We start from the raw sequence: 13877 nt of genomic DNA, 5'->3' as shown, positions 1-13877 counted from the left end.
CTCAAAGAGAGAGGGGTTCAGCGCTCCTGCTCCGACGGGATTGGCGGCCCGCCCTACTCCTTGGCCAGCCGGGCCAGCACGGCGAGAATCTTCTCCGCCGCGTCGAGGCGCTGGGCCGGGGTGTCCCACTCGCCCTTGATCACGACCTTCTGGTCCGGACGCACCTTCCAGATCAGGCTGTTCTTGCCGACGTACTGCATCAGCCCCAGCGGATTGGCGTAACTATCATTCCTGAAGCTGGCGACCGCGCCCTTGGGCCCGACGTCGATCTTGGCGACATTGGCCTCGCGGCACAGGCCCTTGATGGCGACGACCTTGAGCAGGCTGTCGGTCTCGGGCGGCAGCGGGCCGAAGCGGTCGATCATCTCGGCGGCCAGGGCTTCGCGGTCGGCGGCCTTCTCGGCGTCGGACAGGCGGCGATAGAGCGACAGGCGCACGTTCAGGTCGGGCACGTACTCGTCCGGGATCATCACGGCCGCGCCGGTGTTGATCTGCGGCGACCAGCCCCGGTCTTCCAGCAAGGCCTCCTGGCCCTGCCGCTGGCGCAGCTCGGCGACGGCGTCCTCCAGCATCTGCTGGTAGAGCTCGACGCCGATCTCCTTGATGTGGCCGCTCTGCTCGTCGCCCAGCAGGTTGCCGCCGCCGCGCTGGTCCAGGTCGTGGCTGGCCAGCTGGAAGCCGGCCCCCAGGCTGTCCAGCGACTGCAGCACCTGCAGGCGCTTCTCGGCCGACAGGGTCAGCGACTTCTCGACCGGCGTGGTCAGATAGGCGTAGGCGCGGGCCTTGGAGCGGCCGACGCGGCCCCGGATCTGATAGAGCTGGGCCAGGCCGAACATGTCGGCGCGGTGGACGATCAGGGTGTTGGCCGACGGGATGTCGAGGCCGCTTTCCACGATCGTCGTCGCGAGCAGCACGTCGTACTGACCTTCGTAGAAGGCCGTCATCACGTCTTCCAGCTGGGTGGCCGCCATCTGGCCGTGGCCGACGACGTACTTCACCTCGGGCACCTGGGTGCGGAGGAATTTCTCGATATCCTCCAGGTCCTTGATGCGCGGCACGACGTAGTAGGACTGGCCGCCGCGATATTTCTCGCGCAGCAGCGCCTCGCGCAGGGTTACCGGATCGAACGGGCTGATATAGGTGCGCACCGCCAGGCGATCGACCGGCGGGGTGGCGATGATCGACATCTCGCGGATGCCCGACAGCGCCATCTGCAGGGTGCGCGGGATCGGCGTCGCGGTCAGGGTCAGCATGTGCACGTCGGCGCGAAGCTCTTTCAGCTTCTCCTTGTGCTTGACCCCGAAGTGCTGCTCCTCGTCGACGATGACCAGGCCCAGGTCCTTGAACGACACCTGCTTGGACAGGATGGCGTGGGTGCCGACCACGATCTCCATCTGACCATTGGCCAGACCCTCGCGGGTTTCGGCGGCTTCCTTGCCGGTGACCAGGCGCGACAGGCGCGTGACCTTGACCGGCCAGCCCTGGAAGCGGTCCTTGAAGGTCTTGTAGTGCTGCCGGGCCAGCAAGGTCGTCGGGCAGACGACCGCCACCTGCTTGCCGCTCATCGCCACCACGAAGGCCGCGCGCAGGGCCACTTCGGTCTTGCCGAAGCCCACGTCGCCGCAGATCAGGCGGTCCATCGGCTTGCCGGACGACAGGTCCTCCAGCACGTCGTGGATGGCGCTGAGCTGGTCGTCCGTCTCCTCGTAGGGGAAGCGGGCGCAGAACTCGTCGAACACGCCGTGTGGTGGGTCGGTCTCCTCGACGGACTTGAGCTGGCGGGCGGCGGCGATCTGGATCAGGCCCTCGGCCATGACCCGCAGCCGTTCCTTGGCCTTGGCCTTGCGCCCCTGCCAAGCCGCGCCGCCCAGCTTGTCCAGTTGCACCGTCTCGGGATCCGAGGCGCCGTAGCGGGTCAGCAGATCGATGTTCTCGACCGGCAGGTACAGTTTGGCCTCGCCGCCATAGAGCAGGTCCAGGCAATCGTGCGGCGCGCCCTGGACGTCGAGGGTCTTCAGGCCCTCGTAGCGGCCGATGCCGTGATCAATGTGGACGACCAGGTCGCCCGGCGTCAGGGCGCTGGCCTCGGCCAGGAAGTTGGCGGCGCGGCGCTTCTTGCGCGGGCGGGCCAGGCGGTCGCCCAGGATGTCGGTCTCGGAAATGACCGCCAGGCTGTCGGTCTCGAAGCCGTGGTCCAGCGGCAACACGACACGCTGCGGCGTCTTCGGATCGTTGGCCTTGGCCGCCTGCCAGTAGGCGGCATAGGGGATCTTCTTCAGGCCGTGGTCGGCCAGCATGGTCCCCAGGCGCTCGGACGAGCCCTCGGACCACGAGCCGAACAGCACCCGCTTGCCGGCGGCGGCCAGGGCCTTGGCGTGGTCGGCGGTGGCCTCGAACAGGTTGACGCTGTCCTGGGCCCGCTCGGCGGCGAAGACCCGGCCGAGCTTCGCGCCCATGTCGACGACGTCCAGGCCCTGGGGCTGGAACGGCGTGAACAGGCGATGCGTGCGGTCGGTGAGCTCGCGGTCCCACTCGGCGGCGGTCAGGTACAGGGCCTGCGGCGCCAGCGGGCGATAGGCCGACTTGCGGTCAGCGCTGGCGCGGGCCTCGTAGGCGTCCAGGATCATCGACAGGCGCTCGTCGCGCGCCTCCGTGGTCTGGTGGTCGACGCCGATCAGCGATCCGTCGGGCAGATAGTCAAACAGGCTCGACATCCGCTCGTAGAACAGCGGCAGCCAGTGCTCGAGGCCGGCGCGGCGACCGCCTTCGCTGACGGCGGCGTACAGCGGATCGTCGCCCGGCGCGCCGAATTCCGCGACATAGCCCTTACGGAACCGCGAAATTCCGTCGGCGTCCAGCAGGGCCTCGCTGACCGGCAGAAGGTCGATCGCCTTCAGCTGCTTGGTCGAGCGCTGGGTCTCGGGGTCGAAGGCGCGGATGCTTTCCAGCGTGTCGCCGAACAGGTCCAGGCGCACCGGCTCCTCGGCGGCCGGCGGATAGACGTCGATGACGCCGCCGCGGATCGCGAACTCGCCGCGCTCGGAGACGGTGGAGGCGCGGGCGTAGCCGTTGACCGCGAAATAGCGCTCCAGGTCCTTGATATCGACGACATTGCCGACCCTGGCGCTGTAGCTGGCGCGCAGCAGCACATCCTTGGTCGGCACGCGCTGCAGCAGGGCCGGCGCGGGCATGACGAGAATGGCGGGCTTCGTCTCGCCCAGCCCCCGGGCCAGACGCGACAGGGTCGCCATCCGCGTGGCCGAGACGCCCGAGGACGGACCGATGCGATCGTAAGGCAGGCAGTCCCACGAGGGCAGCAGCACCGCCTCGATCTCGGGGGCGAAGAACTTCAGGGCGTCGACGAAGGCGTTGGCGCGAGCGGTGTCGCGGGCCACGAACGCGGTCAGGCCGCCGCGCGCCCGGGCGATGTCGGCCATCACCAGCGCGTCGAAACCTTCCGGCGCGCCGGCGAGGGTCAGGCCGCCGGCGGCCTTGGCGATCTGTTTAGCGTCGTAACTCATGTTTCTAGGCGCCGTCCCCGGCCGGGCGCGAGGCGTGCGCCTGGAACCTGAACGCGCGGATCATCGCCAGGACGTCCGTCTCGAACTTTTCCGGGGTCGGTTCCTGGCCGACAATCCAGGCGTAGATCTCGCGATCCGACTCCTCGAGCAGCGTCTCGAGCGTGTCGATCTGCGCCGGGGTCAGGTTCGGGCCATGGACGTCCGCGAACGGGCCCAGAATGAGGTCCGCTTCCCGGAAGCCGCGATGCCAGGCGCGGAAACGAAGGCGCCTTAGGCGGGAGTCGTGGTCGATGGTCATGTGTCGGCCGATATAGAGCGGCGTCAGGGCTTGCGCCACTCCATGATGACCCAACCTGGTCTTCCCAATGCGCCTATCACCTTGCCTAGATTGACTTTGGCGACTTTCGGCTTATTTATCCCCAGCTTCGGAGCAGGTCTGGCGAATCCGCGCCGCCCGCTCGCCCAAGCACGGGCGGCTCCGGGTTTCAGACCAGCGTGTAAATGACCGAATTTTCCGACCTCGGGCTTTCGCCCACGACCCTGCAGGCGGTCGCCGATACCGGCTATACCACTGCGACCCCCATTCAGGCCCAGGCCATCCCGGTCGCCCTCGCGGGCCAGGACGTCCTCGGCATCGCCCAGACGGGCACCGGCAAGACCGCCGCCTTCACCCTGCCGCTGATCGACAAGCTGATGAACGGCCGCGCCAAGGCGCGCATGCCGCGCGCCCTGGTCATCGCCCCGACCCGCGAGCTGGCCGACCAGGTCGCCTCCAGCTTCGAGAAGTACGCCAAGGGCACCAAGCTTTCGTGGGCGCTGCTGATCGGCGGCGTGTCGTTCGGCGACCAGGAAAAGAAGCTGGACCGCGGCGTCGACGTCCTGATCGCCACCCCCGGCCGCCTGCTCGACCACTTCGAGCGCGGCAAGCTGCTGATGACCGGCGTGCAGTTCCTGGTCGTCGACGAAGCCGACCGCATGCTGGACATGGGCTTCATCCCCGACATCGAGCGCATCTTCAAGATGACGCCGCCCAAGAAGCAGACGCTGTTCTTCTCGGCCACCATGCCGCCGGAAATCACGCGCCTGACCAAGCAGTTCCTCAAGGATCCGGTGCGGATCGAGGTGGCCAAGCCCGCCACGACCAACGCCAATATCACCCAATTGCTGGTCAAGGTCCCCTCCTCCGACCCGAAGGCCAAGCGCCTGGCGCTGCGGGCCCTGATCGAGAAGGCCCAGATCGAGACCGGCATCGTGTTTTGCAACCGCAAGACCGAGGTCGACATCGTCGCCAAGTCGCTGCGGTCGCATGGCTTCGACGCCGCCGCGATCCATGGCGACCTGGACCAGTCGCAGCGCACGAAGACCCTGGCGGACTTCCGCTCGGGCGCGCTGAAGATCCTGGTGGCCTCGGATGTCGCCGCGCGCGGCCTCGACATCCCGGCCGTCAGCCACGTCTTCAACTATGACGTCCCGCACCATGCCGACGACTACGTCCACCGCATCGGCCGCACCGGCCGGGCCGGACGCACCGGCATCACCTACATGCTGGTCACCCCGGGCGACGACAAGGGCTTTGACAAGGTCGTCAAGCTGATCGGTTCGACCCCCGAAGAAGAGAAGCTCGACCTCGACTACTCGAACGCCGTGACGGTGAAGCGCGAAGGCGATCGTGATCGCAAGCGCGGTCCCCGTGATCGCGACCGCCCCGAACGTGGCGACCGTAGTGAGCGTCCGGCGCCGCGCGCCCGTGGCCGTCGCACCGAGGAAGCCGCCGCCGAGCCAGTCGAGGCCGCCGTTGCCGCCGCCGAGGCGCCGGAAGCCGCCGTCGCCGAGGAACGTCCCGCCCGCGAGCGTCGCCTGCGCCGCGAACGCGAACCCCGCGCCGCCACCCCCGCCGCCGAGACCGAGCGTCCCGAACGCACGGAACGCCCCGCTCGCGCCGAACGTCCGGAGCGTGCCGAACGCGCCGATCGTCCGGAACGCGGCGAACGCGCCAGCGAACGTCCCGAGCGCCCGGTGCGCGGCGTCCAGCCGATCCGTGATCGCGACGACGACGACCGTCGCGTGGTCGGCTTCGGCAACGACGTCCCCGCCTTCCTGGTGCGTCCGCCGCGCGGCAAGTAAGCCCAGGCCGATCCTCCGAAAAGCAGAAGCGCCGGGCTCTCGTCCGGCGCTTTTCTTTTTGCGCCTCCCCGCCGCGTGGGAAGGATGGCTCCATTCGCGGAACGCTGTTATCCTGATGCTCGTTTTCGGCTCGATCGCGCCGAACAGGCCGGTCGCGCCCCACAAGAATATGGGAGACGCACATGGCCGCCATCGAACCCGACACCTTGCTCGCCGATAAGGAAGCCGTCCTGATCGCGCACGAGAAGACCTATCACGGTTTCTCGGTGCTGCTGCGCTGGTGCATGCTGGGTCTGGCGTCAACGATCAGTGCGCTGACGGTCATGTTCGCGACGCCGGGCGGCTTCTGGGGCGGCCTCGTCACCTTCCTTGTGGTCTGGGTCTCCGGCTACTACGGCATGGTCCACCGCGAGGAGCAGCAGTCGCTCGACCCTTGGGCGCCCGGCCGCAAGGGCATCCTCTAAAGCGCCCTGATTTCTAGAGAGCGGCGTCCACGACGCCCAGCAGGTCGTCGAGCGGCGGCCTGAAGGCGAACTTGAAGCCGCGACGCAGTCGGGCCAGAACCGGCGCCTGCCGCGACGGGGCCGGTGACGCGCAGACATAGCCGCGCCAGTCGACGCCGACCTGGCGACAGGCCGCCCGCACCCACTGGCTGGTGAAGTTCAGCGGCTGGATTTCCACGACCCGCGCGCCCTTGGGCAGGAAGACCGCGTTGGCCAGGGCCGCGCCGCTGGCGCCGACCACGACCTCGGCGTCACGCATGAGGGCGACCTGCTCGGCCGCGCCCAGGGTCTCGGGCCGAACGATCGTGAAGCCGCGCGCGGCCAACGCCGTCTCGAAGGCCGCCTCGCCGATCATCACCCGCATCGACTGGCCGCGCCGCGAGAGATAGACGCGGCGCGCGCCCCGCCCGGCCGGCGCCCGGGCCAGCACGCGGGCGGCGACATCCGCGACCAGACCGTTCGGGTGATGCAGGAAGTGGTCCATGCTGGTGGCGAACACCGCCCGCTTCACCCACGCGACTGGCGCGGCGACCTCGCGAATCTCAAGATCCGGAAAGGCCATGCCGATCAGGTCGCGTTGCCAGGCGGTTAGCTTGGGCGCCAGGGCCGGAACGCCGTCCAGCAGACCCGCCTGCTCCAACGTCAGCAGCGACGGCAGGGCGTCGATGACGAAATGACCGTAGTTGAAGGTCGCGCCCCAGGGCAGGAACACGGCGCCGGCCTCGATCTCAGGCGCCGACGCCGGCGGGACGAAGCGCGCGGCGTTGTCCAGCACGCCCGGAAGGGCCGACAGATCCCCCGACCCATGTCGGGCCTCGCCGATCGTGGCGTTGTAGAGCGCGCCGTCCGCGCCGATCAGCCCGCCGAACCGCGGAAACCACCAGCTGTCTCCGACCGCGCAGAACGCCGGAACATTGACCGGCGGGCGGGCGGCGATGTCGTAAGGCCAGGCGGCGGCCTCCGGTCCGGCCAGCATTCCCGGCGGCGCGCCGATGGAGGCGTCATATTCCGGCGCGAACGCCACCCCGGTCTCGCCCCGCCTGAACCGCTCGCGCAGCTCCGCCTTCAGCATGGGCGGCAGGTCGCGGGCTTCGACGATGGGGCGCAGGGGCAGCGGCGCGGTCATGCGCCGCTTGGAGCATGACCCGCCGCGCTTGGCTACGTCTTGGAACCCTACTTCTTGATTTCGCCCGCCAGGTACTTGCGGATCCCCTCCCCGTAGGGCGGGCGCAGGCCCAGCATCGGCGCGATGTCCTTCTTCAACTGCTGGAACACCGCCTTGCGGTGGCTGAACTCTCGGAAGCCGTCGTGGCCGTGATAGGCGCCCATGCCCGCCGGACCGACGCCGCCGAACGGCAGATCTTCCTGGGCGACGTGGAAGATCACGTCGTTGACCGTCACGCCGCCGCTGGTGGTGCCCGCCAGCACGCGGTCCTTCTCGGCTTCGTCGGTCCCGAACCAGTAGAGGGCCAGCGGCCGGTCGTGGGCGTTCACATAGGCCACGGCCTCGTCGACGGTCTTGTAGCCCTTCACCGGCAGGACGGGGCCGAAGATCTCCTCCTGCATCACCGTCATGTCGTCGGTGGGATCCAGGATCAGGGTCGGGGCGATCTTGCGGTGCTCCTGCTGCGACAGGTCCTCGCCGCCCGGATTGATCTCGATCACCCGCGCGCCCTTGGCCCGGGCGTCGTCGACATAGCCCTTGACCCGGTCGTAGTGACGCTGGGAGACCACGGCCGTGTAGTCGGGATTGTTCTTGATGGTCGGGAAGTAGCGGCCGACGGCGGCCTGGGCTTCCTTGACGAAGTTCTCGACCTCTTCCTGCGGCGCCAGGACATAGTCCGGGGCCAGGCAGATCTGGCCGGCGTTCAGGGTCTTGCCGTTCATGATCCGCGCCGCGGCCGTGGCCATGTCGGCCCCGCGCGACAGGATCACCGGGCTCTTGCCGCCCAGCTCCAGGGTCACCGGCACCAGATTCTCGGCCGCCGCCCGCATCACGTGCCGCGCCACCGAGGTCGCGCCGGTGAACACCAGGTGGTCGAAGGCCAGTCCCGAGAAGGCCTGCCCGACCTCGGGGCCGCCGACGAACACCGCGACCTCCTCCTCAGAGAACGCCTTGGCGAACATCGCCTTCAGCAGGTCGGAGGTCGCCGGCGTGAACTCCGAGGGCTTGATCATCGCCCGGTTGCCGGCCGCGAACACCCCAGCCAGCGGCGCGAAGGTCAGGTTGACCGGGAAGTTCCAGGGACTGATCACCCCGACCACGCCCTTGGGCTGCCACTGCACCGTCGCCTTGGCGCCGAACAGGCCCAGAATCGCCGGCGTCGTCTTGCGCTTCTCCGGCCTCATCCATTTGGCCAGGTTCTCGCGGGCGAACTTCAGCGGGCCGATCGAGCCGGCGACGTCGGTCAGGGCCGTGGCCTCGGGCGAGCGCGAGCCGAAATCTTCGTTAACCGCCTTGGCGATCTGCGCCTGGTGGCCGACCAGCAGGTCGATCGAACGGTTCAGCCAGTCGATCCGCTTCTCGGCGCTGGGCGCGCCATCGCGCAGATGCGCGGCCTTTTGACGCCGCAGGACGTCGCTCATGGCCGCCTTGTGGGCGTCGAACGACAGATTGACCGGTGCGTTCATGATGTTCGCCTCCCTACCTCACCCGGCGCCATGGCGGCGCGGTGCTCATCTTATCGATGATAACCATGAAGGTTGGTCGTTTCTTACGCAAGAGAACGTCGTTCTTAACGCCTCGTAAGAACTCTCCGCCTTAAGGTCGCGCTCCAAGCGTCGGCGTTTCCGCGAGGGGAACCGCTGAACGGGGGAAGAAGAGATGTCGGACGTCGAAACCACGTTGCGCGGTCCCGAGGCCTACAAGATTGCTTCGCGCGCTCTGGAGCTCATGGAGCGTCACCAGGTGTGGCCGACCGCGCTGAATTTCGAGCTGTGGACCCACTATGTGGCCGATCCCGACGGCGCCCTGGCCCGCGAACTGACGCGTCTGATTTCCCTCGGCGAGCCAATGACCGAACTGGTCAGCGAAGAGCTGGCCGCGACCTACCTGCCCAAGGCGCGCCTGAACGAACAGATCCGTGACGCCGGCGACCTTCTGTCGAAGGAACTGGAAGCGGTCTCCAAGGCCATCCACAACGCCCAGAAATCCAACGCCGCCTTCGGCAAGGAACTGGCCGGGGCGACCAAGAGCCTGGACAAGACGACCGACGTCGACGCCATCAAGACCCTGGTCGGCAGCCTGGCCGAAGCCACCCGCCGCGTGCACAAGGAAAACCAGTCGCTGGAAACGCGCCTGGCCGACTCCACCGCCGAGGTCGAGCGCCTGCGCGAGCACCTGGAACAGGTCCGCCGCGACGCCACCACCGACGGCCTGACCAACCTCGCCAACCGCAAGGCCTTCGACGAAGAGCTGGAGCGCGCCTGCGCCGAGGCCGACGAGCAGAGCGCCAGCATCTGCCTGGCCGTGCTCGACATCGACCACTTCAAGGGTTTCAACGACACCTGGGGCCACCAGACCGGCGACCAGGTCATTCGCTATGTCGCCTCGGTGATCGGCCGCGTCGCCGCCCCGCCGCGGTTCGCCGCCCGCTACGGCGGCGAGGAATTCGCCATGATCTTCCCGCGCGAGTCGGCCGCGACCGTCGGCGCCACCCTGGAAGAAATCCGCGTCGAGGTCTCCTCGCGCATGCTCAAGCGCCGCTCGACCAACGAGGACCTGGGCGCCATCACCATTTCGTCGGGCTTCGCCGAGCGCAAACCGGGCGAGAGCGGACACTCGATCATGGAACGCGCCGACGTGGCGCTCTACGCCTCCAAGCGTGGCGGCCGCAACCGGGTCACGGCGGCGGAATCCATGCCGGCCTCGGCCAACGCGGCCTAAACCTCTTCAGCAGAAGACCTACCTTGGACGCCGCCGGTCTCACGATCGGCGGCGTTTCCTTTTGAAGATTCCACTAGCCTTCCCAAGGGGCAAAGGCGCTTAGACTCCCGCCAAAGACCAAGGGAGGCCTGCCGTGGACTATCAGAAGATCCGTGTCTCGACCGAGGGCGGCGTCGCCACCGTGACCCTCGCCGATCCGTCCACGCTGAACGCCGCCAGCCTGGAGGTCGCCCGCGAACTGATCCACGCCTTCTCATCGATCGCCGCTGGCAAGATCGAGGCGCGCGCGGTGATCCTGACCGGCGAAGGCCGTGGCTTCTGCTCGGGCGCCAACCTGTCGGGCGGCGGCGCGGCCGGGCGCGAACTGGACGTTGACGGCAAACCCGACGCCGGGTCGGCGCTGGAAAGCACCTACAACCCGCTGATGACCCTGCTGAAGGACTTCCCGCTGCCGATCGTGACGGCGGTGAACGGCCCGGCGGCCGGTGTCGGCTGCTCGATCGCCTTGATGGGCGACATCATCGTGGCGGCGCAGAGCGCCTACTTCCTGCAGGCCTTCCGCCGCATCGGCCTAGCGCCCGACGGCGGCTCGACCTACCTGCTGCCGCGCCTGATCGGCAAGGCGCGGGCCATGGAAATGATGCTGCTGGGCGACAAGATCCCGGCGGCCACGGCCCTGCAATGGGGTTTGGTCAACCGCTGCGTCCCGGACGACGAGCTGATCGGCGCCGCCACGGCGATCGCCCTGGAGCTGGCGCGGGGCCCGGCGGCGCTGGGGTTGATCCGCAAGCTGGTGTGGGACAGCCTCGACGCCGACTGGACTGGCCAACTTCACGCCGAGCGCAAGGCCCAGAAGCTCGCCGGCAAGACCGAGGACTTCCTCGAAGGCGTCAGCGCCTTCCTGCAAAAGCGCGCGGCGGCGTTCAAGGGGCGGTAGCGCCTCGCCATGCTGTGAGAAATCGGCCGGCGAACCGACTACCTCTGTATCTGGGGGAAGTCGGAGCCCATGGCCGAGCGTTCACAACAGCACGAACAGTATGTCCTCGCCTCGAAGGCGTTCGGGGCGGGACTAGCTCGCCTGTCCAGGGCCTACGAGGCCGACACCGATCTATGTCGCGATCTCCTTCAGGAGATTCATGTCGCATTGTGGCGCAGCCTCGCCCGCTTCGACGGGCGTTGCAGCCTGCGGACCTGGGCCTATCGCGTGGCGCACAATGTCGGCGCATCGCACATCGTCAAGCAGCGCGCGCACCTGTCGGGTCTGGTGACCCTGGACGACATCGACCCGCCAGCGTCCGATCCCACGCCCGAGGAGGCCGTCGGCGACCGGCAGGCGCACCGTCGATTGATGACGATCGTTCAGCGCCTGAAGCCGCCCGATCGCCAGGTGATGCTGCTCTATCTGGAAGACTTTGAAGCGAGCGAGATCGCCGAAGTCACGGGCCTGTCGCCGGGCGCCGTGGCGACGCGCATCTATCGCGCCAAGGCTTTGCTGGCCGCCGCCTTCGCGGAAAGAGATCGCCATGATTGACCCGAAAACCCTCTGGCTTGAACAGTCCCTGGAAGGACAGGACATGCGCCTGGAAGGCCTCCAGGCGAAGGTCCACGCCGAACTTGCCCGCGTTCGACGCGCGCGGGTCCTGTTGGTCTTGGCCGCCCTGGCGGGCATGAGCATAGGTGTGCTTCAGGCCGTCCTGGCGTCGACCCTGCTGGTGCGACTTGGCGAGGGCCTGCTCGCGGCGGGGTTTCTGCTCTTCCTGGTCCTGGGCTGGCGTCGGCTGGCGCGGACACCGCCCGACACCGCGGAGACCTGCGTGGCCTTCCTGCGGCAGAGCCTTGTCCGGCGGCGCGAGGCGGCGTTGGGCGGATGGGTTATTTTCGTGGCGCCGCTGCTGCCAGGGCTGTGGGTGACCTTCATCGGCCTCGCCATCGCCGCTGGGCGCCATTGGGAGCGGCTCTTGCCCATTGCGGCGCTCCTGGTCGCATGGCTGGTGATCGCGATGGCGTTGCAAGCCAGGGAGGCCTTCAAGGTCGCCGTCGAGATCGCCCGGTTCGATCGCGACGCCCTAGGCCGAGGCCTGTAACGCCAACAGCACGGCCAAGGCCTCCTCAGCCCGTTCGATCGGCACGAAGACATGGTCGTGATTGAGCGCCGCGACCATGTTGCAGGCGATCCCCGCCCGCGCCAGAGCGGTCGCCACGGCGGCGGTCAGGCCGACGCCGTCCAGCGCCGAATAGATATTCAGGGTGATCAGGGCCATCGGCGCTTCGACCGGGAAGCCGGCCGCCCGCGCCGCGCCGTGCTCCAGGATCAGGCTGACGCCCTCGGCTTCGCGGAACATGGCCAGCGGCGCCAGCGTCGCCCAGTCGCGGTCGCCGGCGGCGCAGAAGACATAGGCGCCGGGCTTCAGGTCCGGCGTCATGCCGGCGACCATTTCCCGAGCGCCGCGAATGACTTGCGTCATCCTTTCGAGGTCGCGAGATAGGGCTTGTAGCTCTTTTCCTCGACGATCTCCGAGCCGGCGGCTTCGTTGATGGCGCGCTTGATGGCGGCGCGCTTGTCGTTGTCGATATAGACGCGGCGGGCCAGGGCCACGAAGTCCGGGCCGAAGTCCTGGCGGCGCTCGCAGTCGCGCTTGCCGTCCTCGATATCCCAGAGGGCGGCGTTGACCGTGGTCAGTTCCTCGGTCAGCCGGGCGATCTCGGGATTGTCGGGCAGGTGCTCGGCCGCCGTGGCTTCCAGCAGGGTCAGTTCCTTGCGGACATTGGCTTCCTTGGCCGGATCGCCGATGCGCTGAGCCTTGACCCGCAGGATGGTGATCTTGTCGACCAGTTCGCCCGCCGAGATCGGCGCGAGGATGGACATTCAGGCGGTTCCCGTGACCAGACGTTCGAGCGCCGCCCAGGCCGCGTCGACCGGCAGGGCGCCCATGCCGCTTCCGTAGTCCTCCGCGACCAGCATCTCAAGGCGCCGAGCGGCGGGGCGGAACTTCACCGACTTGCGGCGGTCCTGCTGCAGAGACAGCAGCGGCGCGCCGCCGGCGGCCAGCATGTGGCCGGGGCCGGCGTCGTTGGCGACACCCGCCGCCAGTCGTCCGGCCAGGGCGATGACCAGCAGCGGCCCCTTCACGGCCGTGAAGCCGTCCGTGCGGTGGCGCTCGGGCTGGAGGGCCTGAGGGATTTCTCGCGCGACCACGGCGGCGTCTTCGGCCTCGTCGGGGCCGAAGAAGAACACCGGCGTCCAGCCCTTGGCGACGATCCGACGGGCGAGCTCAAGATAGCGCTCCAGCGGCCAGCGCTTGTCCTGACCGCCCGCGCCGGGCGCCAGGCCGACATAGGTCGGGCCGGTCGGCAGCAGGGCCTCGGCGGCGTTGAGAGCATCGACATTATTGAGCGCCAGGGGCTTCGGCGCGCCCTGCCCGTCCGTGGCCAGAGCCAGCAGTCGCGCCAGGCGGTCGGTGACAGCCACAGGCCAGTCCTTGTCGCGCGCGTGACGGGCGGCCGAGACGAAGCGCCCGCTCACGCCGCGCCGGGCGACGCCGCTGCGGCGGAGGTTCTCCTGGGTGTCGATGACGAGGTCGAACTTGCGGCCGCCGAACGGCTTGCTCCACGGCAGGCTATCGAGGGGCCGCGCGCCGTTGCGGCCCTGCAGAATCACCTCGTCGACATAGCCGGCCACCACGGCCTTCAGAGGCCCGGCATAGACCGTCTCGCCCTTGGCCGCGCACCAGCTGATGCGGGCTTCCGGGAAGGCCGCGCGCAGGCCGGCGATGAAGGGCAGCTTGATCAGGCCGTCCCCGATCACCTCGCCCATCGAATAGATCAGAACCGTCTGGACCATGC

At 68.4% G+C, this 13877-nt stretch carries 13 protein-coding genes; 6 read left to right on the top strand and 7 right to left on the bottom strand.

What is annotated here, in order from left to right; translation table 11 throughout:
- Positions 1 to 53 precede the first annotated feature (53 nt).
- Both mfd and AC1RNC_RS08040 read right to left on the bottom strand, forming a co-directional pair.
- Complete coding sequence (gene mfd / locus AC1RNC_RS08045) at positions 54 to 3521, bottom strand: transcription-repair coupling factor (RefSeq protein WP_492885157.1); 3468 nt, start codon at positions 3519 to 3521, stop codon at positions 54 to 56.
- A gap of 4 nt (positions 3522 to 3525) precedes the next feature.
- Positions 3526 to 3819: an FAD assembly factor SdhE gene (locus AC1RNC_RS08040; protein WP_492885514.1), complete on the bottom strand. Its 294-nt coding sequence runs from the start codon at positions 3817 to 3819 to the stop codon at positions 3526 to 3528.
- Between the two features lie 203 nt (positions 3820 to 4022).
- On the opposite strand from AC1RNC_RS08040, the gene AC1RNC_RS08035 reads away from it, so the two are divergent.
- Together AC1RNC_RS08035 and AC1RNC_RS08030 are read left to right on the top strand one after the other, a co-directional pair.
- Positions 4023 to 5645, top strand: coding sequence for a DEAD/DEAH box helicase (locus tag AC1RNC_RS08035; protein ID WP_492885155.1), 1623 nt, complete (start codon positions 4023 to 4025; stop codon positions 5643 to 5645).
- 182 nt (positions 5646 to 5827) lie between these two features.
- Entirely contained in the window at positions 5828 to 6109 is a 282-nt protein-coding gene (locus AC1RNC_RS08030; protein ID WP_492885153.1) for a hypothetical protein, read from the top strand.
- Positions 6110 to 6122: 13 nt separating this feature from the next.
- Here AC1RNC_RS08030 and AC1RNC_RS08025 read toward each other — a convergent pair whose 3' ends face one another.
- Both AC1RNC_RS08025 and AC1RNC_RS08020 read right to left on the bottom strand, forming a co-directional pair.
- Entirely contained in the window at positions 6123 to 7274 is a 1152-nt protein-coding gene (locus tag AC1RNC_RS08025) for a glycosyltransferase family 61 protein (RefSeq protein ID WP_492885151.1), read from the bottom strand.
- Between the two features lie 47 nt (positions 7275 to 7321).
- A complete protein-coding gene (locus AC1RNC_RS08020; RefSeq protein WP_492885150.1) occupies positions 7322 to 8779 on the bottom strand; it encodes a coniferyl aldehyde dehydrogenase in 1458 nt (485 codons plus the stop codon).
- A 193-nt stretch (positions 8780 to 8972) separates the two neighbouring features.
- On the opposite strand from AC1RNC_RS08020, the gene AC1RNC_RS08015 reads away from it, so the two are divergent.
- The 4 genes from AC1RNC_RS08015 (at position 8973) to AC1RNC_RS08000 (ending at position 12118) form a co-directional block, all read left to right on the top strand.
- The gene (locus tag AC1RNC_RS08015; RefSeq protein WP_492885149.1) at positions 8973 to 10034 is read left to right on the top strand and encodes a GGDEF domain-containing protein; all 1062 of its coding nucleotides are present in this window, start codon (positions 8973 to 8975) and stop codon (positions 10032 to 10034) included.
- Between the two features lie 133 nt (positions 10035 to 10167).
- Complete coding sequence (locus AC1RNC_RS08010; RefSeq protein WP_492885147.1) at positions 10168 to 10971, top strand: enoyl-CoA hydratase/isomerase; 804 nt, start codon at positions 10168 to 10170, stop codon at positions 10969 to 10971.
- A 69-nt stretch (positions 10972 to 11040) separates the two neighbouring features.
- Positions 11041 to 11565 carry an RNA polymerase sigma factor gene (locus AC1RNC_RS08005; RefSeq protein ID WP_492885145.1) on the top strand — a complete coding sequence of 175 codons (525 nt, stop codon included), beginning with the start codon at positions 11041 to 11043 and terminating at the stop codon, positions 11563 to 11565.
- Entirely contained in the window at positions 11558 to 12118 is a 561-nt protein-coding gene (locus AC1RNC_RS08000) for a hypothetical protein (protein WP_492885143.1), read from the top strand. Before AC1RNC_RS08005 ends, AC1RNC_RS08000 begins: the two co-directional genes overlap by 8 nt.
- Here AC1RNC_RS08000 and AC1RNC_RS07995 read toward each other — a convergent pair.
- Genes AC1RNC_RS07995 through AC1RNC_RS07985 form a run of 3 tightly spaced genes read right to left on the bottom strand, consistent with a single transcriptional unit; the run spans position 12101 to position 13875 of the window.
- Positions 12101 to 12499: an ACT domain-containing protein gene (locus AC1RNC_RS07995; RefSeq protein ID WP_492885141.1), complete on the bottom strand. Its 399-nt coding sequence runs from the start codon at positions 12497 to 12499 to the stop codon at positions 12101 to 12103. The two genes, AC1RNC_RS08000 and AC1RNC_RS07995, sit on opposite strands and share 18 nt — an antisense overlap.
- The gene (locus AC1RNC_RS07990) at positions 12496 to 12900 is read right to left on the bottom strand and encodes a DUF6165 family protein (protein WP_492885139.1); all 405 of its coding nucleotides are present in this window, start codon (positions 12898 to 12900) and stop codon (positions 12496 to 12498) included. The genes AC1RNC_RS07995 and AC1RNC_RS07990 overlap by 4 nt, the downstream gene beginning before the upstream one ends.
- Positions 12901 to 13875, bottom strand: a complete 975-nt coding sequence (locus tag AC1RNC_RS07985; RefSeq protein ID WP_492885137.1) for a glycosyltransferase family 9 protein — start codon at positions 13873 to 13875, stop codon at positions 12901 to 12903.
- Between the last annotated feature and the right edge of the window lie 2 nt (positions 13876 to 13877).

The sequence above is a fragment of the Caulobacter sp. GW822-FHT01G02 genome (assembly GCF_058802865.1).
Note: the sequence above shows the minus strand (reverse complement) of the source record. Positions and strands in the feature narration are given on the sequence as shown.

Coding starts and splice junctions, on each gene's coding strand:
- mfd (WP_492885157.1), bottom strand. CDS start 3,521: ATGAGTTACGACGCTAAACAGATCGCCAAGGCCGCCGGCGGCCTGACC.
- AC1RNC_RS08040 (WP_492885514.1), bottom strand. CDS start 3,819: ATGACCATCGACCACGACTCCCGCCTAAGGCGCCTTCGTTTCCGCGCC.
- AC1RNC_RS08035 (WP_492885155.1), top strand. CDS start 4,023: ATGACCGAATTTTCCGACCTCGGGCTTTCGCCCACGACCCTGCAGGCG.
- AC1RNC_RS08030 (WP_492885153.1), top strand. CDS start 5,828: ATGGCCGCCATCGAACCCGACACCTTGCTCGCCGATAAGGAAGCCGTC.
- AC1RNC_RS08025 (WP_492885151.1), bottom strand. CDS start 7,274: ATGACCGCGCCGCTGCCCCTGCGCCCCATCGTCGAAGCCCGCGACCTG.
- AC1RNC_RS08020 (WP_492885150.1), bottom strand. CDS start 8,779: ATGAACGCACCGGTCAATCTGTCGTTCGACGCCCACAAGGCGGCCATG.
- AC1RNC_RS08015 (WP_492885149.1), top strand. CDS start 8,973: ATGTCGGACGTCGAAACCACGTTGCGCGGTCCCGAGGCCTACAAGATT.
- AC1RNC_RS08005 (WP_492885145.1), top strand. CDS start 11,041: ATGGCCGAGCGTTCACAACAGCACGAACAGTATGTCCTCGCCTCGAAG.
- AC1RNC_RS08000 (WP_492885143.1), top strand. CDS start 11,558: ATGATTGACCCGAAAACCCTCTGGCTTGAACAGTCCCTGGAAGGACAG.
- AC1RNC_RS07995 (WP_492885141.1), bottom strand. CDS start 12,499: ATGACGCAAGTCATTCGCGGCGCTCGGGAAATGGTCGCCGGCATGACG.
- AC1RNC_RS07990 (WP_492885139.1), bottom strand. CDS start 12,900: ATGTCCATCCTCGCGCCGATCTCGGCGGGCGAACTGGTCGACAAGATC.
- AC1RNC_RS07985 (WP_492885137.1), bottom strand. CDS start 13,875: ATGGTCCAGACGGTTCTGATCTATTCGATGGGCGAGGTGATCGGGGAC.